The organism is Acidicapsa acidisoli (assembly GCF_025685625.1).
Classification (GTDB): Bacteria; Acidobacteriota; Terriglobia; order Terriglobales; family Acidobacteriaceae; genus Acidicapsa; species Acidicapsa acidisoli.
Genome location: NZ_JAGSYI010000001.1, coordinates 241,376 through 263,100, shown reverse-complemented (window position 1 = coordinate 263,100; position 21,725 = coordinate 241,376). Strand labels below are relative to the sequence as shown.

Annotated in this window: 19 protein-coding genes; 9 read left to right on the top strand and 10 right to left on the bottom strand. The window is 58.7% G+C overall.

Annotated features, from left to right (window positions below; translation table 11 throughout):
* Positions 1-10: 10 nt before the first annotated feature.
* The 3 genes from OHL23_RS00990 to OHL23_RS00980 all read right to left on the bottom strand — a co-directional run bounded on the left by OHL23_RS00990 (position 11) and on the right by OHL23_RS00980 (position 6,484).
* The gene (locus OHL23_RS00990) at positions 11-2,050 is read right to left on the bottom strand and encodes a PP2C family protein-serine/threonine phosphatase (RefSeq protein ID WP_263349889.1); all 2,040 of its coding nucleotides are present in this window, start codon (positions 2,048-2,050) and stop codon (positions 11-13) included.
* Positions 2,051-2,128: 78 nt separating this feature from the next.
* Positions 2,129-4,270, bottom strand: coding sequence for a PP2C family protein-serine/threonine phosphatase (locus tag OHL23_RS00985; protein ID WP_263349888.1), 2,142 nt, complete (start codon positions 4,268-4,270; stop codon positions 2,129-2,131).
* A 138-nt stretch (positions 4,271-4,408) separates the two neighbouring features.
* Positions 4,409-6,484, bottom strand: a complete 2,076-nt coding sequence (locus tag OHL23_RS00980; RefSeq protein WP_263349887.1) for a PP2C family protein-serine/threonine phosphatase — start codon at positions 6,482-6,484, stop codon at positions 4,409-4,411.
* A 127-nt stretch (positions 6,485-6,611) separates the two neighbouring features.
* On the opposite strand from OHL23_RS00980, the gene OHL23_RS00975 reads away from it, so the two are divergent.
* From OHL23_RS00975 to OHL23_RS00960, 4 genes are all read left to right on the top strand, one after another.
* Positions 6,612-7,526 carry a bifunctional 5,10-methylenetetrahydrofolate dehydrogenase/5,10-methenyltetrahydrofolate cyclohydrolase gene (locus tag OHL23_RS00975; protein WP_263349886.1) on the top strand — a complete coding sequence of 305 codons (915 nt, stop codon included), beginning with the start codon at positions 6,612-6,614 and terminating at the stop codon, positions 7,524-7,526.
* A gap of 4 nt (positions 7,527-7,530) precedes the next feature.
* Complete coding sequence (coaE, locus tag OHL23_RS00970) at positions 7,531-8,235, top strand: dephospho-CoA kinase (protein WP_263349885.1); 705 nt, start codon at positions 7,531-7,533, stop codon at positions 8,233-8,235.
* Between the two features lie 289 nt (positions 8,236-8,524).
* Entirely contained in the window at positions 8,525-9,715 is a 1,191-nt protein-coding gene (locus tag OHL23_RS00965) for an acyltransferase family protein (protein ID WP_263349884.1), read from the top strand.
* Between the two features lie 104 nt (positions 9,716-9,819).
* Positions 9,820-10,971 carry a S1C family serine protease gene (locus tag OHL23_RS00960; protein ID WP_263349883.1) on the top strand — a complete coding sequence of 384 codons (1,152 nt, stop codon included), beginning with the start codon at positions 9,820-9,822 and terminating at the stop codon, positions 10,969-10,971.
* A gap of 70 nt (positions 10,972-11,041) precedes the next feature.
* Here the strand turns inward: OHL23_RS00960 and OHL23_RS00955 are convergent, their stop codons facing one another.
* From OHL23_RS00955 to OHL23_RS00940, 4 genes are all read right to left on the bottom strand, one after another.
* Positions 11,042-11,320 carry a hypothetical protein gene (locus tag OHL23_RS00955; protein WP_263349882.1) on the bottom strand — a complete coding sequence of 93 codons (279 nt, stop codon included), beginning with the start codon at positions 11,318-11,320 and terminating at the stop codon, positions 11,042-11,044.
* Between the two features lie 272 nt (positions 11,321-11,592).
* Positions 11,593-12,222 carry a phosphoribosylglycinamide formyltransferase gene (purN, locus tag OHL23_RS00950; protein ID WP_263349881.1) on the bottom strand — a complete coding sequence of 210 codons (630 nt, stop codon included), beginning with the start codon at positions 12,220-12,222 and terminating at the stop codon, positions 11,593-11,595.
* Positions 12,219-13,346 (bottom strand): phosphoribosylformylglycinamidine cyclo-ligase, encoded by a 1,128-nt coding sequence (gene purM, locus OHL23_RS00945; protein WP_263349880.1) that lies wholly within the window; start codon positions 13,344-13,346, stop codon positions 12,219-12,221. Before purM ends, purN begins: the two co-directional genes overlap by 4 nt.
* Positions 13,347-13,457: 111 nt before the next feature.
* Entirely contained in the window at positions 13,458-13,904 is a 447-nt protein-coding gene (locus OHL23_RS00940) for a thiol-disulfide oxidoreductase DCC family protein (RefSeq protein WP_263349879.1), read from the bottom strand.
* A gap of 92 nt (positions 13,905-13,996) precedes the next feature.
* On the opposite strand from OHL23_RS00940, the gene hemL reads away from it, so the two are divergent.
* Positions 13,997-15,307 (top strand): glutamate-1-semialdehyde 2,1-aminomutase, encoded by a 1,311-nt coding sequence (hemL, locus tag OHL23_RS00935; RefSeq protein ID WP_263349878.1) that lies wholly within the window; start codon positions 13,997-13,999, stop codon positions 15,305-15,307.
* Between the two features lie 239 nt (positions 15,308-15,546).
* Here the strand turns inward: hemL and OHL23_RS00930 are convergent, their stop codons facing one another.
* Positions 15,547-17,076: a hypothetical protein gene (locus OHL23_RS00930; protein ID WP_263349877.1), complete on the bottom strand. Its 1,530-nt coding sequence runs from the start codon at positions 17,074-17,076 to the stop codon at positions 15,547-15,549.
* 175 nt (positions 17,077-17,251) lie between these two features.
* On the opposite strand from OHL23_RS00930, the gene bcp reads away from it, so the two are divergent.
* From bcp to OHL23_RS00915, 3 genes are all read left to right on the top strand, one after another.
* On the top strand, positions 17,252-17,716 hold the full coding sequence (gene bcp / locus OHL23_RS00925) for a thioredoxin-dependent thiol peroxidase (protein WP_263349875.1): 465 nt from the start codon (positions 17,252-17,254) through the stop codon (positions 17,714-17,716).
* A gap of 49 nt (positions 17,717-17,765) precedes the next feature.
* Positions 17,766-18,374 (top strand): DNA-3-methyladenine glycosylase, encoded by a 609-nt coding sequence (locus OHL23_RS00920; protein ID WP_263349874.1) that lies wholly within the window; start codon positions 17,766-17,768, stop codon positions 18,372-18,374.
* A gap of 76 nt (positions 18,375-18,450) precedes the next feature.
* The gene (locus OHL23_RS00915; RefSeq protein WP_263349872.1) at positions 18,451-18,951 is read left to right on the top strand and encodes a c-type cytochrome; all 501 of its coding nucleotides are present in this window, start codon (positions 18,451-18,453) and stop codon (positions 18,949-18,951) included.
* 81 nt (positions 18,952-19,032) lie between these two features.
* On the opposite strand, the gene panC is transcribed toward OHL23_RS00915, so the two are convergent.
* Entirely contained in the window at positions 19,033-19,875 is an 843-nt protein-coding gene (gene panC / locus OHL23_RS00910) for a pantoate--beta-alanine ligase (RefSeq protein WP_263349871.1), read from the bottom strand.
* A gap of 6 nt (positions 19,876-19,881) precedes the next feature.
* Entirely contained in the window at positions 19,882-20,823 is a 942-nt protein-coding gene (panB, locus tag OHL23_RS00905; protein ID WP_396127251.1) for a 3-methyl-2-oxobutanoate hydroxymethyltransferase, read from the bottom strand.
* A gap of 145 nt (positions 20,824-20,968) precedes the next feature.
* Here panB and OHL23_RS00900 point away from each other — a divergent pair, with 145 nt between their 5' ends.
* Complete coding sequence (locus tag OHL23_RS00900; RefSeq protein WP_263351690.1) at positions 20,969-21,724, top strand: polysaccharide deacetylase family protein; 756 nt, start codon at positions 20,969-20,971, stop codon at positions 21,722-21,724.
* The last annotated feature ends 1 nt before the right edge of the window (position 21,725 follow it).

Below are 21,725 nucleotides of genomic sequence, written 5' to 3'. Positions count from 1 at the left end.
TTCAACGATGTTATTCCATACGGGTCAGGGTGAGGATAGTAATGTCGTCATCCTGACCGAAATCTACCGCAACCTGAGCTGCTTCGGCGGCGCTGGGCCGTTTGGCAAAGAGGTTGTATATACGCTCAAAGCCGTATAGCTCGCCAGTGATGTTGCGGGCTTCCAGCAGGCCGTCGGTGTATAGCGTCATGTGATCGTGCGGACGCAGGCTGGTTCGGAATTCCTGGTAGTTAAGGTCGGGCATGACGCCAAGCGGAAGTGCGCCGGGCACATCCATCTCGCGATCATTCAGAAATGGAGGAGGATGGCCGGCATTGGCCAGAACGCATGCGCCCTCGGGGCCCAGGCGCAGGATAAGGCATGTGACAAAGCCATCCTGCAAGCGGCCGCAAATACGCCGATTGATGCCCGCAAGAATCTCGGCCGGACTGGAGGTCGTTTCGGCCAGCGTGCGCAGGGTGCCTACGATGAGAGCCACGCTCATGGCAGCTTTCAATCCCTTACCGCTGACATCTCCGACAGCAACCAGCGTCGTGCCGGAGTCGCCACTTGCAGCGGGAATAAGCTGGAAGAAATCGCCCCCAACCTCTGCGGCAGGCAGGTAGGAACTGGTGAGTGCATAGCCGGCCAGGGTTCGCAGCGTCTCTGGGATGAGAGCCCGTTGCAGTTCCTGGGCATCACGGAACTCCTGCTCGAGGGCGATCTGCCGGCGGCGGGCTTCGAGGGAATTCCGGTAGACGCCGAAGACGATAGAGATCAGCAGGAGCATCCCGGCCAGCGGCACGATGCTGATGGAATTCCCTTCCAGAACGAAGAGCGGGACGGCGATTCTGTCCGCCAGCGTCCAGTGGGTGAACCGGCTGCCCTGTGCTGCGATGTTGGAGACCACCTGAATCATTCCGGACAGAAAGGCCAGAATGGCGACCAGTCTGGACCCTGCGTCAAGCCGTCTCTTTCGCGAGAAAGCGAAGGGAACCAGCAGCAGCGGAAGCGCTGCGGTGAAGATATAGAAGGCGGTTGTCACTGCATCCGCAATCTGAGTTTCGACCAGCTTATCGGAGGTCCACCAGAAGATGGAGATCAGGCCGTCTGTGATAGTCGCGACAAGGCTGATGAAAGAAAAGACCAAAGTAAGCGTCCGGATGGATTGCTTGTCGCGGAGTTGCAGAAGAGCCAGCAGCAGGAACCATAAAGAAATGTCGCGAACCGAGGAAATCGGCGCAGCGATACCATCCACGATGGCCATTGGCCAGGATAGAGACATCATGAACACAAGTTGCCTGGAGATGGACGCCAAAGCGAAGGTTGCCATCCACAAGAGCGTCCATTGGCTTCGATAGCGAAGCCATACCAGCAGGCTGATGAGTGCGACGAGGGCGTAAATCAGATCTTGGCCGAAGACGAATTGGCGGCTCCGCAGCCACTCGTAGTCCAGCCTGCTCTTCGCGGCGACGATAGCCGCCGGGGTGCCTGCCAGGGGCGCGGCAGTAAAGCCGCCGCTGAGACCGGAATCCTCGGACAGGAGCGGCGCTTTCCATACGCGAATGGCCATCACGCCTTGCTGAGGCGATGGCCAGCCGAAGGTCTGGGGCGGTTGAGACTGCGCATACCAGACGGCGTGCGGCGGAAACGCTCCATGACGGCCAATCAATTGTCCGTTCCAGTAAATCTCGTACGCGTCGTCGATCCGGCGAACCATGAGCGCCAAGTCGGACGATGGTCCGGAAGAAGTAACGGCGATGCGGCGCCGGTACCAGGCGTAGCCCGTGTAGCTTGGGTGATTCTGCTCGCCCCAGGGCTTGTCTGCGCTTAGCTGCTCCCAGTGGGAGTCGTCATAAGACGGCGCGGCCCATGCGGGGTTGTCGCCGAGGTGGAACTGCCATGGGCCGTCAAGCGGTATGGCTCCGTCGGTGAGATTTTGGAGAACAAGCGTGGAAGACTCCAGCTTGCCTCCACCGGAGAGCTGTTGCGCCGAAGAGAATGGTGCAAACCAGGCAATCAGTATCAGGAAAAAAGTGCAACAAAAGCTGCGTAACAGAGCTTGAAGCATGAGGACAGCATATCCCGGCTATCGGGTGAAACCACAAGCAGGAAACGAGTTAAGAACGGTTTGTTGTACCGAAAGGGATCAGACTGGGGAGAATGCAGCGTCAAGCCTGCCTGCGGCCATCCTCTCGCCTGCTTCGATGCGAGTAAGGGTCAGCACTGTGATATCGTCGTCCTGACCGAATGCCACGGCAGCCTGTGCGGCTGTTTCAGCGGTTGGGCGCGCCGCAAAGAGCGCCTTGAGCCGCTCAAAGCCATACAACTCACCGCCACCATTGCGCGCCTCCAGCAGCCCGTCGGTGTATAGGCTGAGCTGATCCCCCGGACGAAGCACTAAGTTGCTCTCGTCGTAGTCGACAGCCGCGATAAGCCCCAGCGGAAATGCGCCGGGCAGCTCCAATTCGCTTCCGTTGCGATAGGGCCGGGGATGGCCCGCACTCGCCATCGTGCAACCGCCATCGGCGTTGAGGCGTAGCGCAAGGCAGGTTGCAAACGCCCCTTGCAGCCGGCCGAGGAGCCTGCGATTCAGCGCGGCCAGTATCTCCGCAGGTTGCGTCGTCGTCTCTGCCGCCATCCGGATCGCACCTACGATCATGGAGACCGCCATTGCAGCCTTCAATCCCTTGCCGCTCACGTCCCCCAGCACGATCAGCGTCTGGCCATCATCCAACTGCATGATCTGGAAGAAGTCTCCGCCTACTTCCTGCGCAGGCCGATAGGAACTGGTTACGGCATAACCGGCAATCAGCGGAGGCGTCTCAGGAATCTGCGCCCGCTGCATCTGTTGGGCGTGCATAAGTTCCTGGGCCAGCAGCCGCTGGCGATGAACCGAAATCAGCAGTCTGCGCAGCAGCAGCACTGTCAGAGCCATTACCAGCAGCAGATCGGCAATCTGCCCCACAAAAATGTCGTAGCCGAAAGGATGCCAGAGCACCGGCAGATGCAGCACGATCAGCTCCGACGTAAACAGCGCTAGCGCCAGCGGCACGATGACCGTGAGCACCAGCCAGCCTTCCCGCCCCTGCTTGCGAATTCCCGATGTCACGATCAGCATAGTGAAGATCAGAAAGATCAGCCGCACCAGCACCGGGGTGAAGCGAAAGACAAAACCAAGAGTCGCCGGCACATGCCCATAGAAAAGGAAATTCTCGCGCAGCGCTTCGGAGGTCATATAAGCAACGGTCAGAGCCGCAATCGCCGCAGGAACCCAGGTCGGCCGCCGCAGGTGGAACCATCTCCACCAGACCATCACCCATCCTGCGAGGTAGAGCGGAATGATGAAGACCTCCCAGATGGTGAAGTATGCCCGGCTGCTGAGAACAAAGGTCAGAGCCGCCAGCACCAGCGCAATATCTGCGCACGCCGCAATTACCAGCACTGCCGCAGCCCACAAATACACCGGGTCCGAACGGTCAAAGAAGGTCAGGCTCGCCAGCACCAGCGCCAATACCAGCAGTAACACAGCTTCAATCGGCGGATAGGTCAGTTCCCGCAGCTTGACCTGCCACTGCAACTCGTACTGTGCATGAATGGCTTGCGCCTCGCCCAGCAGGGGAGCAAAGTTCAACCCTCCTGCATAGGGCGAGTGCAGAAATCCAACTGGCCCCATCCATACACGGATGGCGATCGTCTGCATCACCGGAGTTGCGCTCTGCGTCGCAGCATCCTTCAGCGGAAACTCCACCGGATGGGTAAAGTAGGCCACCGGCGTTCCGCTGTCCGCCAGAAAGTCGCCGAAACTGCCCACCAGCTTGCTATTCACATACATCTGGTATGCGTCGGTCATACGCAGCGGGCCCAACAGAGCGAGTTCCTGTCCTGGCAGCACTGCCAGCGGCACCTTGAGCCTATACCAGGCCCAGCCTATGTACCCGGGATGCGTCGAAGTCGTCCATCCCGGAACAAAGGCCGGATCGCCGTTGAATGGGTCTGAGCTGCCCGGCTGCGGAGTCAGGTCGACTGTCTCCCAACGCTGGTCGTCAAAGCCCGGCTGAGCCCAGAGCGGCGTTGCAGCCTGCGCCGCATGTGGCGAATCGCCAGTCGCAAAGCGCCACGGGCCATTCAGCGCAATGTATCCCGGCCCCAGCGAGAGAATCGAAGAGTTATTAGTCTGTGCCTGTTTTGCCGCAGGCGCGGCCTCAGCAGTGCCCGGTTGGCTCACGCAGGCGGAAGAAAGATACAACCCCAGCAATATGGGGACGACGATGCGCAGCCCTCGTGGCACAGCCCGTTCCCCCGATCAATCAGGAATACATGGCACAACTATACCCATTCCGAGTCCAACTCATTCGGATATTGATGTTTCCGGGATGCAACGTTTGGGGAATGAACTGCGGTGGCTATCGCCCGGCGTCTTGTGGCGTCAGGCCGTTGCAGCCAGCCGTGTCAGCGTGAGCACGGTAATATCGTCGTCCTGGCCAAAGGCAACGGCCGCCTGCGCCGCGTCCTCGGCAGTAGGCCGGCTGGCGAAAAGAGCGTTGAGGCGTTCGAATCCATAGAGTTCGCCGGAGGGATTGCGCGCCTCCAGCAGGCCGTCGGTATAGAGACTCAGCTGGTCGCCTGGGCGGAATTCGATCGATGTTTCCTCGTAGCTGCTCGCTGGCGTAAGGCCCAGAGGCAACGAACCGGGCAAGTCCAGTTCCCGATGATTGAGAAAGGGCGGAAGGTGACCGGCGCTGGCCAGTGTCAGTCTGCCCGAGGCAGTGATGCGCAGAAAAACCGCAGTGGCGAAACCGTCTCCCATGCGGCCATAGAGACTGCGATTCATGCCGGTCAGGATTGCGGCAGGGCTGAGAGAAGAATCCGCGAGAGTGCGCAGGACGCCGAGGATCATCGAGACGCTCATAGCGGCGTGGAGTCCCTTGCCGCTGACATCCCCGAGGGCGATCAGAGTGGAGCCATCCTCCAGCGCGATGACCTGGAAAAAATCTCCGCCTACTTCCCGTGCCGGTTGGTAGGCGCTGGTAAGAGCATAGCCCTGAACTGGCGGAATGGCCTCGGGGATGAGCAGTTGCTGGATCTGACGCGCCTGCTGGATCTCAAGCTCCAACGCGCTCCGGCGTGTAGTCTGCTCTTTGCCATAGCGATAGACGGCGAAGAGAATAGAGACGAATAAGGCGGTGTCAGCGAGGATCTCGGCATTGAAGTACATTCCCTGAATGAAAAAAAGCGGCGTGCTCAACAAGTTTGAGAGGGTCCAATGCGTGAAGCGTTCGCCTTGCTTGCTGGCCGACGTAACGACCATGATCATGTGCGACAGAAAGGCCGTGGAAGCGACGGCCCATCGTGCCGCGTCGAGCCGTCGGCGGATGCCGAGCGCAATGATGACCAGCGGGAAGACTTCAATCGTTGTTCCAATGGCGGTCACGATGGCGTCCGTCCACTGTATCCAGGAATGGGTCGTCCATCCCACCACAAAGTAAGCCAGGCCAAGAAGTCCGTCGATGGAACCGGTAGTTAACGATATTGCGGCGAGAAACTGCGCCCATCGAAGAAGAGCTCGATTGCTCTTGAGTTGCAACAGCTCGATGAGCACGAACCAGAGTGCAACATTCCGCAGCGCGTAGATCGGTTGGAGGATTGCGCTCGCAATGGTGGAATCGAAGGGAAGACGGAGACTAAAGAGAATTCCCCACACGACCGGCAGGCCTGCGAAAAGTGCGAACCAAAGCATTAGACTTTCGTTGCGCCTGCGCAGCCACAGGAGGAATGCCAGGCAGGCGACGCCGCCGTAGAGGCAATTGAGGCCAATGGTATAGAGATTGCTGCGCAGCCAGTCGTAATCCCAACCCACCATGATGCCGGCGATGGCATCATGGCGGCCAATATACAAGGGGTCGCGCGGGCCGCCAAGTCGGCCGGAGTCGCTAGAACCGGGAGGCGATTTCCAAACGCGAATCACCAGGACTCCTGATCCCGCTGCTGGAAAGCCGAAAATATGCCGATCGGCTGTAACAGGCCAGGACGCATGCGGTGGCAACTCGCCGATATGACCAATGAGAGCGCCATTCCAGTAGACTTGGTATGCGTCATTCACCGGCGGCATGAGCAGCAGAAGATCCGGCTTCGCCCCGGGCTCCGGTGGGGGATTCAGGGCGATGTGCAAATGGCGGCGATACCAGGCGAATCCCGAGTATGCGGGATAGCCCTGCACCCCCCATGGCTTTTCGGTGCGAATCGACTCCCAGCCGGAATCATCCAATCCGGGTGCGGCCCAGGCTGGATCGTCGCCGGTTCGGAATTGCCAGTTCCCGTCGATAGGGACTGCGCCGACGCCTATGTCCTTGATGTCGAGCTCCCTGCCGTCAGGGATTGCGGGACGCGTGGATGAACCTCCCGACGACTGAGCGTTCGATGTCGCCGCTGCCGCCAGGATCGAAGCGAGAATAAGCAGGGCCAGTCCCTGCCGGCGGAATGGGCGCGACGGGCGCAAGAACATGTGGTCAGAATACTCCCGCAACGGGAGTTTGATGGCGGAAGAGTGTGGCTGGGATTCGACTTAGGGCAGATTGAAGGTGGGCACGCTCACGAATTGCTACGATAACTGTTTGGGAGATGGATGACGGATGGCGAGAGTTTTGGACGGTGCGGCGATTGCCGCGGAGATCAAAAGCGAAGTGGCGCAAGAGGTAAAACTGCTCGCCGAGCAGGGCATTCGGCCCGGTCTGGCGGCAGTTTTGGTTGGGCATGTTCCGGCTTCGGAGATCTATGTGCGCAGCAAGGTCAAGACCTGCGGCGAACTCGGTTTGTTCAGCGAGATGATCACGCCGCCCGAGACGGTCACGACCGAAGAAATGCTGGCGCTCGTGGCGGACTTGAACGCCCGCGAAGAAATCGACGGCATCCTGATTCAGCTTCCGCTGCCACCACAGGTCAACGCCAAGCTGTTGCTGGATTCGGTGGTTCCGGAAAAGGATGTGGACGGTTTTCATCCCGTGAACGCGGGACGGTTGCAAGCCGGTCGCCCTGCGCTCGCGCCATGCACACCGGCGGGCGTGGTTCAGATTTTGAAGCGTAGCGGCATCCCGATTTCAGGGCAACACGCGGTGGTGGTCGGGCGAAGCGATATCGTGGGCAAGCCGGCGTCGATGCTGCTGCTACATGAAAACGCCACCGTAACCATCTGCCACTCGAAGACACGCGATCTGGGCGCAATTACCCGTCAGGCCGATATTCTGGTCGCCGCCATCGGCCGGGCAGGCTTCGTTACACCGGAGATGGTGAAGCCCGGAGCTACCGTGATCGACGTCGGAATCAACCGCATCACCGATCTGGCGGAGTTCGAGAAATTTTTCGCTGGGGACGGCAAGCGGGCGGAGATCTTCTCGAAGCGCGGCTCGACAATTGTAGGCGACGTGCATCCGAAGGCCTTTGAAATCGCCGGAGCGTATACGCCGGTGCCGGGCGGCGTAGGTCCGCTGACGATTGCGATGTTGATGTCCAACACCGTGCGTGCGGCCCGTATGCGCAGGGGGCTGTAAGCAGATGCTGCGTGTAGGACTTACGGGTGGATTAGGCAGCGGCAAAAGCACCGTATCGGGCCATCTGCGCGAACTTGGCGCGGAGGTGATCGAGGCGGATGAGCTCGCCCGAGCACTCATGGAACCGGGCCATCCCGTGTATGACGAGATCGTTGAAGTCTTCGGGCCCGGCGTCGTAGCCCCGGATAGCAAGCTGGACCGGGCGCGGCTGGCGGAATTAGCGTTTCGCGGCGGCAGGCTCAATGAACTGAACGCAATCGTCCATCCAGCGGTGATTGCCGTGCAGGGAGACTGGATGCGGGAAGTCTTCCTGCGCGATCCCAGGGCGATCGCAGTCGTCGAGTCGGCACTGATCTACGAAGTGGAGCGGGACGCACGGCTGCGCGGCGAGTCCGAGGGGGTTTTGTCGTACTGGCGTCGCCGGTTTGACCGGATTATCGCCGTGACCGCTCCGGATGAGCTGAAAATCGCCCGGTACGTCGCCCGATTGTCGCCGTCCGGCTGGGACGATCGCATCGCAGCCGATGCCCGGTCGCGGCTGGCAAAGCAGTTGAGCGATGCTGTAAAGGTCTCGCGGGCAGATTTTGTCCTCGAAAATGCCGGCGATCTGACCGAACTGCGCGCCCAGGTGGAGGCAGTATGGCGGCAGTTGGTGGAACTGGGTAACAAGTCTCTGCAAACAGGTCCTTACAATAGACAAACGAATTAATTTAGCGATTCCTGGCAGCTGAGTTAACGCAATTCGTGAAAAATTGCGATGGATTTGGGTTGATCTGTAAAACGCTTCGCTGTATTCTGAACTCCCCCAAACATCCCGCTTTCCACATCGTGTCATTTGAATTTCTGACCGTATCCCCATACCCCTTTGTGTAAGAAGCAAGACAAGTCGTGCAGTTAGCTGGGCATTCGGCCATTTGCTTGGAGATTAGGAACATTCGCCGCTGAAATCGCAAGATGCGACGAGATTGCTAGTGGACCCACTAATGGAGGATAGACATATGACCTTTGCCGCTTCCTTGAGCACGTCTGCGCGGAATTTGCAACTGGATGTTCTCAGAGGCGTTGCCATACTTATGGTGCTGATTTGCCATAGTGCAATCCTTCGGACGCCAACATGGGATGCTGGTGTTTGGCGCCCATGTTGGAGCGGCGTTGACCTATTCTTTGTGGTAAGTGGTTTTCTGATTTCAGGTTTGCTTTTTTCGGAATATAAAAGAACCGGGCGAATTCTTTTCCGCCGTTTTGCGATCCGACGAGCTCTCAAGATTTACCCTGGATTCTACGCGGTTGTTGGTATCACCGTAGCTATCCGAGTAGTGCAGCATCGCCATGAGATTTGGTACCAATTGCTTCACGATATGTTATTTATTCAGAGTTATTTCATTGGTACGTGGGGCCATTTTTGGTCTCTTTCCGTTGAAGAACACTTTTATATTCTGCTCCCCCTGCTTATGTTCTTTCTTATTCGCAACTCCGTCAAGGACCGGAACAATCCTTTCTCATTTATCCCGGTTATATTTGTAGTGGTTGCTCTAATCGTACTTTTTGTGCGTCTGCTTACAGCGAGGTATATTCCTTACTCGCTACAGACTCACAATTTTCCAACTCATCTCCGGCTGGATTCACTATTCTTCGGCGTGGTCATCTCCTATTGGTATCACTTTCACCAGGAGCGATTTTTGAATCTCGCGTATCGAAGACGCACCCTGATTTTTTGTCTCTCGGCAGTTTGTCTTTTGCCAATGTTCATTTGGGGACAGTATGAAAGGTGGATGTACACATTTGGGTTCACTTCCCTTTATCTTGGGTATGGATGCCTCCTGATAGGCTTTCTCAGTGTAAAAATTCATGAAGCTCCAAAGCCAGCCCTGATTGGCCTGTCAGCCGTCGCGTATATCGGAACATTCTCCTATTCCATTTATCTGTGGCATGGATTTTGTTCAGGCATGATTTCCGCGTGGCTGCCAGCAAGCGCCGCCTCTGTTCGCGTCGCAGTCTTCTTCACTAGCTCAATTGTGATCGGGATCGTCGCCGCCAAACTTATCGAGATCCCTGCACTTCGTCTTCGCGAGCGCTTTTTCCCCTCAATCGTGGGTGTTTTCACCTCTCTTCCTGCAACCGGAGATCGGCAGTTTGGCGCCTCCTACAAGCCGGCGATCGCCGGGGTAGAACCGACAATCGCAGATTAGCAACAATTCTTCCTCAACCGAGTTAATACAATAGAGAATAGCGGGAACGTGCAGCATCGAATTCCCGTAGGTTTTCTTGTCTTTCCGGAAAGGCTTTGACGGGTATGCGATTGCGTCGAATTGTATTGATTGTCCTGCTGGTAGGTGGTTTCTGGTATATTACGGCTCACCTTCCAGAAGCGGTTAGCCGACTGAATCTGCTGAATGCAAGCGGATCGAAGTCGCCATTGGCGCTCACCGAGGCCCATGCCGCGCCAGCCTACGATTCTGAGGAGCTGAATAATATCGCCGTCTACAAGAAGGCGCTGCCCTCGGTCGTGAATATCACGTCGAAGTCCGTGTCCTTCAATTTCTTCTACGGGCAGGTACCGCAGGAGGGGCAAGGTTCCGGTTTCATTCTGGATCACGCCGGACACGTACTGACCAATTTCCACGTAATCGCCGACGCCAACCGGATCGAAGTCAAAACCAGCGACAAGCACACCTACAAGGCAACGATTGTCGGCTCGGACAAGATTCATGACCTGGCGCTGTTGCAGATCAACGCGCCCAACCTGCAGCCGGTGACGCTGTCGGACTCCAGCGACCTCGTGGTAGGGCAAAAGGTCTACGCCATAGGAAACCCTTTTGGCCTGAACGGAACCATGACTCGCGGCATCATCAGCTCGATCCGCACAGTCAAAGGCCCCGAGGGTTCGCCGATTGAGGACGCCATCCAGACCGACGCGGCCATCAATCCCGGCAATTCCGGCGGTCCGCTGCTGAATTCGCGCGGCGAAGTGATCGGCATCAATACGCTCATCGCCACCGGCGGAGCGGAACAAAGCTCAGGCATTGGGTTCGCGATTCCCATCAACACGGCCAAGGCCGTTCTAGGCGATTTGACCAAGTTTGGCCGCGTCCGCCGGCCCTCCCTGGGCATTGTCTCCCTCGCCATCGGTCCGGATATCGCCGAGCAGATGGGGCTGCCGGCAGCCTCCGGTGTCCTGGTGCAGAAAGTCGTCCCCGGAGGCTCGGCGGAGCGCGCAGGCCTGCACGGCGGCAACGAGCAGGCGTATCTCGGCAACATGCTGATCATGCTGGGCGGCGATCTGATCGTAGCCATTGATGGCCGCGAGATCGGAGACACCTCTGACATCGCCACCATCATGGAAAAACATCAGCCCGGCGACGAAGTAAGCGTGACCTTCTACCGGGGCCACAGAAAGATGGTTGCCCGGCTTATTTTGGGAGATGCGCGGGAAGTGAACACCTAAACACTAATCCCGGATGGATAGTCAGGGCCGCTTCCAGCCGGAAGCGGCCCAACTGGTCTGTGTCCGGCTCCTAGAACTTAACGCCCAGAGTTCCAAGGAAGCTCTTGACCTGGGGCCAGACAGCCTTGAGGTCGGTTGCGGTCTGAACATCCAGAGGGATATTCAGCGGATTGGCAATAACGCCCGTGATGTCGGCCAGAGGCTTGTCCACGGCGGTCGCCAGGGTAGCCAGCGCGGCGACCACGCCGGGGGCCGCGCTCAGTGCGGTCTGGGCCTTGCCCAGCCATTGCAGCGCGTCTGTGGCAGCGATTTCGATTCCCTTTTCTACGTTTACCAGAATGTTGGCCATCGCGATTTAGTCCTCATTCCGCCTGAGTCGCTCTCTACGTTGCGATTCAGGCTTCGATTTGGTCAGGGAACAGTCCGGCGCCGGCTGCGATCATGCAGCTCCCGTTGCTTCAGTTCAATCGGGGGGAGGGCTGAAGAGCTGATCTTCGCAGCCGGAACTGGCCTGTTCCCAGCCAGATTCAAGACTAGGCGCGCGGCAGATTTATTCGGCAAATCGTTGATATGGAATAAGTCTATATAAATGTGATGCTTAACTGCCGCACTTGTGGCAGCCTACTTGACAGGCGTAGGCGCTGCCTCAGAGATGCGCAGATAACGCCGGCCTTCGATCCGGTATTCGCCGGAGAGGACGCGGGCGATGGCTTCGCTGTAAGCAACATGCTCTTCCGCGAGGATACGGTTGGAAAGACTATGCGCATCATCGGTTTCGAGGACCGCGATGCTCCGCTGGAGCACGATGACGCCGTGGTCCAGATGCTCGTCGACAAAATGGACGGTGCACCCCGCGACCTTGCAGCCGTAGTCGAAGGCCTGCTGCTGCGCATCCAGACCGGGAAATGCGGGCAACAAGGAAGGATGGATGTTCAGAATGCGGTTTGGAAATGCGGCGATGAACTCCGGCGAGAGCAGCCGCATATATCCGGCAAGGATCACCAGATCGACGCCATGCTCCCGCAGACATGCGGCAACATCGGCGTCGTGTTCGGCACGTTTCCGTCCTTTGGAGACGAAAACCGCGGTGGGCAAACCCAAATCCTGCGCGGCTTTGAGACCGGGAGCGTCCGCCACATTCGCGATAACGATTGCAATCTCAGCGTTCGGCAGCCGCCCTTCGCGGATGGATTTGGCGATTGCCAGAAAATTCGAGCCTCGGCCGGAGAGCAGAATGCCGAGCCGCTTCATACAAAGTGCACCTTGCGGTCGCCTGCCTTGTCTCCTGACCTGTCTCCCTTGACGATGCGGCCGATCACGTGAAACTTCTCTTCTGCGCGGTTCAGCAGCGCCCGTACCTTGCTGAACTTGTCTGCCGGAACAACGACAATCAGGCCAATTCCCATGTTGAATGTGCGCAGCATCTCGTCCTGCGGAACCTGTCCAAGCGCTTGCAGATGTTCAAAGATCGGCAGCACCGGCCATGAGCCGAGTTCGACCTGCGCGCAGGTGCCTTTGGGCAGGATGCGGGGCAGATTCTCCGTAATTCCGCCGCCGGTGATGTGGGCCATGCCCGCGGCCAGACCCGCATTGGCGAGCTTCTGCATGATGGCGAGATAGCTGCGATGCACCTTCATCAGGGCAGTTCCGGCCTTGTCCCCGATAGCGCCGATATACTGCGTCGGTTTGTACTTGGCGACCTCGAAAAACAGCTTGCGCGCCAGCGAATATCCATTGGTGTGCAACCCGGTCGAGGGCAGTCCGATGAGCACGTCGCCGGGCGCAATCGTCGCGCCGGTGATCAGCTTCGATTTATCGACAGCGCCGACAATAAATCCTGCCAGATCGTATTCGCCATCCTGGTAGAAGCCGGGCATCTGCGCGGTTTCGCCGCCGATCAGGGCACAGCCGTTGGCCTTGCAGGCGTCGGCGAGGCCGGTCACAATCTGCTCAGTGACGGCGGGGTCAAGCTTGCCTGTGGCAAGATAGTCCAGGAAAAAGAGCGGCGCCGCGCCCTGCACGGCGATGTCGTTGACGCAGTGGTTTACCAGATCCGCGCCGACCGTGTTGTGGATGCCGAGGTCAAAGGCCAGTTTCAGCTTGGTTCCCACGCCGTCGGCAGAACTGACGAGGATCGGCTCAGCCCACTTCTTCAGATCAAGCTGAAAAAGCCCACCGAATCCGCCAATTCCGCCCAGAACGCTGCGGTTAAAGGTCCGTTTTGCCAGGTACTTGATGCGGTCCTTGGCGCGATCTCCCGAGGAGATATCGACGCCTGCGTCGGCGTAAGTGACGGCCTTCGTCGTCTCGGTCTGGCTGGGGGCAGTTGAAGTTGTGTCCGGATGAGCGTCGGCGGTTGGAGCAGCTTTGGGCAAGGTGTGCCTTCAGAGGGGGATGGATTGCCGTCTGCGAAAGCAGCCCGGAAAGACTGATTCTACCAGCTAACGCCATCCGGACGAGCGGCGTGCAGTCCTTGTAGCGCGACGCTAGAGAAAATGCAGGCGCTCTTCTGCTGTGGGGATGGGACAGCTCGCATATCGGCCCCAGATGCGATAGCGATGGCGAGAAATGAAGCGGTAGCACATTTCCCGGAGCGGTCTGGGAAATATGCGAAGACCCACCGCGAAAGTTGGCCATGGCTGCGGCAGAACACGAAGGCAGGCGAGAAAGGCGTTGGATCGGACAAGCAGTTCCTCGACCGGAGTGCCAAGGTTGCGGAAGACAAGGATGGTGTCTGGACCCTGTTCCTCGCCTGAGGATTGAAAACCGTGCCGGGCGAGCAGCTCCTGAACGGAGGGCGAGTTCGAAGGAGCAAAGCGCAGGCGGTCGTGACCATCGCGGCGCAACAGCCAGCGGATCGACCGATTGCAGAATCCGCACTCGCCGTCGTAGAGAACGAGCAGCTTGTCCTTCAATTCGAGGAACTCACCCACATATTCCTTCCTTCATACCTGCGATCTTAGTCCTTGTTGCGGAATTGCGCAGATACAGCGGCCTCTTATACTTGGATTCAGGTGATAGACAGATGGCGGAAACGAGCAGGACACAATCGCGGGCATTGCAAAACCGGGCCGAAGGGCTTTTTCCCGGCGGGGTGAACTCGCCGGTACGCGGCTTTCGCTCGGTCGGTGGAGAGCCACCGTTTGTTGCGCGGGCCGAGGGTCCTTATCTCCTGGACGCCGACGGAAACCGATACATTGATTACTTCGGCTCATGGGGGCCGATGATTCTCGGCCACGCCTTTCCGCCGGTCGTCGAAGCAATCGCGAAGGCCGCGCGGGATTCGGCCAGTTTTGGTGCGTCGACAAAAGCCGAGGGCGATCTGGCCGAATTGGTGATGGCCTGCTTCCCGGCGATCGAGAGAATGCGATTCGTCAGCTCAGGAACCGAGGCTACGATGTCTGCCATCCGCGTGGCTCGCGCGGCAACCGGGCGCAAGCGGATCATCAAGTTCGAGGGCTGCTATCACGGCCATTCAGACGGGCTGCTGGTGAAAGCCGGTTCAGGTGTCGCGACGCTCGGGATTCCCGGGTCGGCGGGCGTACCCGAAGAGATTGCGCAACTGACGCTCGCACTGCCATTCAACGATCTGGAAGCGGTTAAAGCGGCTTTTTCTACGCATGAGGGCGAAATTGCGGCGGTCATCCTGGAGCCGGTTGTCGGCAACGCCGGGTGCATTCCTCCGGCGGCGGGCTATCTCGCGGGCCTCAGGACGATCACCGAGGAGCACGGCGCTTTGCTGATCGTCGACGAAGTAATGACCGGCTTCCGGCTGTCTCTAGGTGGCGCGCTGGAGTTGTATGGCCTAGATGCGGATTTGGTGACCCTGGGCAAGATCATCGGCGGCGGCCTGCCCTGCGGTGCGTTTGGCGGCAAGCGGAAATTCATGGAACTGCTGGCCCCGCTCGGGCCGGTCTATCAGGCCGGGACGCTGAGCGGTAATCCCTTGGCGATGGCGGCTGGATTGGCCACGGTTGGCTATCTGCGGGAGCACGCTGCGTCGGTCTACCCGCAGTTGGAGGCAGCTTCAAAGGCAGTTGCCGAGGGTGTCGTAGCAGAGGCTTCCCAGGCTGGCGTCGCACTGACGCTAAATCGCGTCGGCTCGATGTGGACTTGGTTCTTCTCTGGAGGACCGATTTCGGATTACACGCAGGCTGCGACCAGCGACACCACGGCGTTCGGGCGCTTCCATCGCGCCATGCTGGACGCGGGTGTATGGCTGCCGCCCTCGCAGTTTGAGGCAATGTTCCTGGGAACGGCGCATGGGCCAGCCGAGATTGATGCGACGATTGCCGCAGCACGGAGCGCCTTTGCAGCGGTAACTGCGGTCGTGTAGCCGAGGAAACAAAAGCGATGCGTAGAATTTCCATCCCCTGATGCACAATCAGGAAGCGTACTCGTTGCTCACGCGGTGTTTGCGCCTCTCAATTTTCGTACAAAAAACGCATCAAAATGCGCCAAAAACAGGCATAAAACTCACCCTTTTATGTCAATAAAACAAGCACTGTCAATCAGTTAAGCGGAAAACAATACCCCTCCCCCCCAGGGGTAGCGTTTTCTTCCCTCTTTGTTCGCTCATTGAGCGACCGTAACCGAGGGAATCGCGACCGTCGCAAATAGCTGTTCCGCCGAACCGCGCATCACGCGAAACAGCGCAAACTGCCGCTGCGTCTTACCCCGCAGCTCAAACAGCAGCTCGCCGCGATTGTCGGCCATCGCGTCCACAGCATCCACCAGTCTCATGCGCGGCTTGTCGTCCAGATGGGCGTTGTCGGTCACGCTCTTGAAGAGCACCATGACGCCGCCGTACAAATCCGGCTGCGCCACGAGCGTCACAAACTTCTGCGGAGCAGGCTTTGGCGGGATAGGAGTCTGGGCAAGCGGCGCGCTCGAACCCTCAGTCGGCTTGCCGCGCTTGATCACCGGCGGCGGAGGCTCCGAGTCATCCGCCGCATTGGGCATCGGCGGCAGAGGAGTACTGGCCGTCAAAACCATCGTCGCGGAGCCTCCATAAGCCAACTCAAAGACGCGGAATTCCTCGTCTGCCAGCTCAACTGGTGGCGGAGGCGTTGGCGGCACCAGGGGAGTCTTTTTAGTGGTCGTTGTCTTCCGCGCCGATTTGGCAGGTGGAGGAGCAAGCGGAGTGTTGAGCCCTAACGCAGTTCGCGCAATATCTTCGAGCGCAGCCTTCATCTTGGATTCGTCGTCCAGGTTGGCCCAGGTGTACTTCCATGGATGCTCGGCGTGATTGCTGGCGTCCGAAACCGCAACGGCCTGCTGCATCGTGGGGGGAAGTCCCATGAGCTTCGGAATTTCGGCGTCGGCGAGGTCGGCTGGCTTGCCGTGCTTGAGGCGCGGACGATCGGGATCGGGCGGAGCCGAGGAGGTTTCCGTATCAGCATCTGCCACATGCCGGTTCCGGTGCAGCGTGGGCCGATCCGGATCGACGGGAGCATTGGACGCTGAGGCCGAACCGGCGCTCGAAGTGCTGCTCGTCCCGGAATTGTCGCTGGATTTTCGCTTCAATGTTGGCCGATCCGGATCTACGGTCCCAGAACTGTTTCCGGTGGCCGGAGGGGACTTCGCCGTTGTATCCGAACCGCTTGCCGAACCAGAACTGGCGCCGTCGTCGGAATCGGTGCCCTTGGGGTGCTTGCGTTTCAGCACCGGGTGATCGTTATCGGAGGCATCGTCGCCTCCATAGAGGGAACTGGTGTTGAAGGACGCTTTGGCCTTCGCGGCCTCCGGAGCCGTGAGCGGTTTCCACGCCCCGAAACCCTGCCACGCGCCGTTAACCTCGCCTGCGGCAAAAACGTCGAAGAGCCCCACGGGGTTTCCCGCCTTTTGCAGCTCATATTCGACGCCGCCGGCAAGAGCAAGCGGCTCCGGCCGGGACAAATAGATCGTTCCATCGTTCAGTTGTTCGCCGTCGTAGACTGTAACCGGCACCAGACGGCTGGCCGATGGCTTACCGGGGTCGCCCGTCCACTCGAGAACGGCGATGGATCGCAGGGTGGGAGTGTTTTTGTCTGTCTTCGTAATTCGCCCCGGGTATTGCGCCAGCGTCACCGCCGCGAAGCTCGCAAAAGCAAAGCAACTCGCCACAACTCTCATCCGCGACAATGACACACCGAGCCCTGCTCGGGAATAATCGATTTGAGCCAAGTATGAGTCGCCTATTTCCGACAAAGATTTCCCCAATGTCCTTGTACCGCGCTTCCACAACGCAGAATCGGCCAAACAGAATCTCAACGATTGCTTACCCAATGAGGAATCCTTCATGGAACTGAACGAAAAAGTTGCCAACTTCACCCTCCAGGACGATCAGGACCAGACCGTCCATCTTACCGACTTCGCCGGAAAGCCGGTCGTACTCTTCTTTTATCCCAAGGCAGATACTCCTGGCTGCACCATAGAAGCCTGCGGCTTTCGCGACACCTTTGAAAAGCTCCAGAAAGCTGGCGCTGTGGTCCTCGGAATCTCCCGCGATACGCCGAAAGCACAGCGGAAATTCCGCGAGAAGTACGACCTGCCGTATCCACTTCTCGCAGATGTAGACGAAACCGTGTGCAATCAGTTTGGGGTGCTCAAAGAAAAGAACATGTACGGTAAGAAAGTCATCGGTATTGAACGCACGACGTTCGTGATCGGTCCTGACCAGACCCTGCTGCAGATCTTCCCCAAGGTCAAACCCGAAGGCCACGCTGAAGAAGTGCTGGCAGCCATTCAATCGCACAAAGCGTAATTCTGGCCTTTTTGTGACGAACGTATCGCTGCCGCGAAACTGGAAACGGATGCAAAGGAGGTTCTTTGCCGAGCCGCCTGAGACAGTTGCCCCCATGCTGCTGGGCAAATTGCTGGCCCGCTGCACTCCGGCAGGCTGGCTTGCCGGACGCATTGTCGAGGTGGAGGCCTACCTCGGCCCGCACATTACCGATACGCCTGATCCGGCAGCGCATAGCTTCCGCGGCGTGACGCCAAGAAATTCGGTGATGTTCGGGCCGCCTGGCCACGTCTATGTGTATTTCATCTATGGCATGTACTACTGCGTCAACGTCACTTGCGAGCCGGAAGGCAAGGCTGGCGCCATTCTTGTCCGTGCCCTGGAACCGGTGCTCGGTCTCGAAGCGATGGCCATCAATCGTGGGCTTTCCGCAAACACATCCCCGGCAAAACTGACCGGAGGTCCGGGGCGCTTATGCCAGGCGCTTAGCATCACTCGGCCGGAGCACAATGGCCTCGATTTTCTTGATTCAGCGTCTCCGTTGCAGCTTCGTCAGGATGAATGGCTTCCTGGCCCGATTGAGGTCACTCCCAGAATCGGCATCCGTCACGCCGCGGATTTGCCCCTGCGATTCGCGCTCGCCGACAATTCCTGCGTTTCTCGTATTCGTTCTGTTTGATGGACTGTGTAAACTTGTCCTCATAGTTCTCCGTCCAAACTGCACGCCGTTCCTCATCCCGAAAGGATTTTCAGGCATGAAATCATCCCGCTTTATGCAGGCCGCTGTCTTAACGTTTGCGGTCGCCGCAGTATCTCTGCTTGCTGGGCGATCCCAAGTATTTGCAGCCCAGAATCCGATCCCGCCACCACCCCAGAACCAGCCCGACACCGCGCCGAAGCATGAGATGCCCGCCCCTACCAATCTCAAAGTCCTGCCCAAAGACCTCACGGGGCCGCAGGTCCACGAGATCATGGAAAAGTGGGAAGGCGAACTGGGTACCGGCTGCAAGACCTGCCATGCCGTCGATCCGAAGAACCTTGGCCCCAATGGCAAGCCGCGCCTCAACTTTGCCGACGACTCGAAGGAAGAGAAGCAGACCGCGCGCAAGATGTACAAGATGGTGGAAGAGATCAACGCCAGCTATATCGCGAAAATCGACAGTTCTGGCGATCCTGTCACTTGTGGCACCTGCCATCGCGGACATCTAGGCCCCGAACCGTTCGTCGCGAAGCCTGAAAAAGAAGGCCCGCACTAAGCGGTTACCCGGTTCGCGATAAGGCTCAGACTGCGTCAGGTTTCGACTCCAGGTCTCGATTTAGAGACCTGGAGGGCCTGACTATTCGACGACGAGGTTATCGATCAGCCGTGTCGTCCCAACAAAGGCGGCAACAGCGATCAGTGTTCCGGGTCGGGCTTCCTGGACAGGCTCAAGCGTGGCCCAATCGACAGCGGCGATGTAATCAACCCGGACTGACGGCTCCGTGGCAAAATTCGCATGGGCGGCGGCGATCAATGCTTCTGAGGAACGCTCTCCCGTGGCGACCAGCGCATCAACGGCATTCAGAGCGCGATGCAGAACCAATGCTTGTCTTCGCTCTGCAGCGCTCAAATAGCGGTTCCGCGAGCTCATTGCCAGCCCGTCGCGCTCCCGCACAATCGGGCAGATGACGAGTTCCACGGGCAGACCGAGGTCGGCTGTCATCCGCCGCAACACGGCAACTTGCGCAGCGTCTTTTTGCCCGAAGAAGGCACGACCCGGCTCTGCGGCAATCAGCAGCTTGGCCACGACCGTAGCCACGCCGCGAAAATGGCCCGGCCTTGATGCTCCATCCAGACGGTCGCTGAGCCCGGCAACCTCGACAAAGGTACTGGCGCCGGACTGGTAAATCTCCTCGGGCGCCGGCGCGAAAACCGCGTTTACACCTTCTGCTTTGAGGAGTGTGCAATCTGCGTCGAAGGTGCGCGGATACAGGGCGAAGTCTTCATTCGGCCCAAACTGGGTTGGGTTCACGAAGATGCTTACAGCCACGCCATCGCAGGCAGCTTTCGCCGTGCGCACGAGAGACAAATGTCCTTCGTGCAGAGCTCCCATGGTCGGCACGAGGCCGACTGTTTTTCCAGATCGATGAAATTCGCGCGACCACGCGCGCAGTTCGGCTACTGTTTGGATTATTTGCATTCGCGGCTAGACCCGATGAATTCCAGCGGCGGCAGGCAGTTCCAATGTCTCAGCGGCTTCAGCGGCCTGGACGGCTTCGCGAACTGCGGCAGGGAGGTGGTAGCTCTCTTCGTCCGTAGGAAACGCGCGATGCTCGACATCTTCGCGATAACGCTCCACCGCATCGCGAATCAGTGCGGCGGCGTCGGCGTATTGACGGACAAACTTCGCATGAGGCGCGAAGGTCATGTTCAAAATGTCGTGGAAGACGAGAATCTGTCCGTCGCATTCCGGACCGGCGCCGATGCCAATCGTCGGAATCGCCAGATCTGCTGTAACCGCCGAGGCGACTTCGCGCGGAACTCCTTCCAGCACAATCGCTCCTGCGCCCGCTTCCGCCAGCGCTACGGCATCGGCACGAAGCTGCGAAACGGTCTCGGTGGTCTTGGCCTGGACGCGATAGCCGCCCATTCGATGCACGCTTTGCGGAGTGAGGCCAAGATGCCCGACTACGGGAATCTCGGCGTCGGTGAGCGCCCGCACCAACTCTGTGCGTGGCCCTTCGATCTTGACCGCTTCGGCTCCTGCTTCCTTGACGAAGCGTACCGCATTGCCAACGCCCTCGGAGATCTTCCCGTGATAGCTGCCGAAGGGCATATCCGCTACAACCAGTGCGCGGCGCACTGCACGACGGACGGCCCGCGTGTGGTGCAGCATCTCATCTACGGTGACAGCCAGCGTGTTGTCGTGTCCGAGCACCACCATGGCCAGCGAATCGCCGACCAGAATCATGTCGATTCCGGACTCGTCCACGAGGCGCGACGTAGCATAGTCGTACGCCGTGAGCGCGGTGATGGGTTTGCCCTGGCGCTTCATTCCGGCCAGCGCTGGCATTGTAACCTTAGTTGTCATTTGGGAAGTAGGAGCGGCAGCAGTTCTGCCCTCTTCGGGGAAATTGGTAAGGCTCATTTTATCTCCAGTGCCGCTCCGTTTACTCAGGATACGGTCCGAACCAATCAGAGTGTACGCCCGGAGACTTGGCGAATGCAAAGAGAACGGACGACAATAGTCTCAGGGACTGAGACAACCATATGAAATCAAAGGTAAATTGACCGTGGTCGCCCCGCTCGATTTGGTTGAGGCTAGAGTTGGCTCTGCAGTGGTCGCAGGGCTTGTCGTGGGCGGGTGGGCCTACGCCGCGAACTGGCCCAGTTCGCGGATCTTCGGAGCCACGCTTACGGCCCCTCGCAATCCTGAAGACGGTCCCGGCGAGATTGCTCTTACCTTCGACGACGGCCCGAATCCGCGCTGGACGCCGATCTTGCTTGAGGCGCTTGCCCGGCACAATGTCCGCGCCACATTCTTCCTGCTCGGAAAATATGCGATCGACCAGCGTTCGCTGGTTCGCGAGATGCATGACGCAGGTCACGTGATTGGCAATCACACCTGGACCCACCCTCATCTGGCCCGTACGGGCAAGATGCAAACGCGCGAAGAGCTGACGCGGACCAAATCCGAACTCGAGCAGACGATTGGAGCGCCAATTCGATTCTTTCGGCCACCATTTGGATCACGACGGCCGGTGACGCTGCGGATTGCTCGCGAACTGGGATTGATTCCGGTCCTGTGGAACGCGATGACAGCGGATTGGGACGCGACCGAGGCAGGACAGGTGACGCCTCGTCTTTCAGGGCTTGTCGAGCGGAATCAGAAGCGGGGTTATGCAACCAACATCGTATTACACGACGGTAGCCATAGAACGCTAGAAGTGAATCGCTCTGCGTCGGTAGCCGCTGCGGGACAACTCGTGGAGCGTTTTGGTACAACGCACCGATTCGTCACGATCGATGTGTGGGAGACGGGGATTTAGG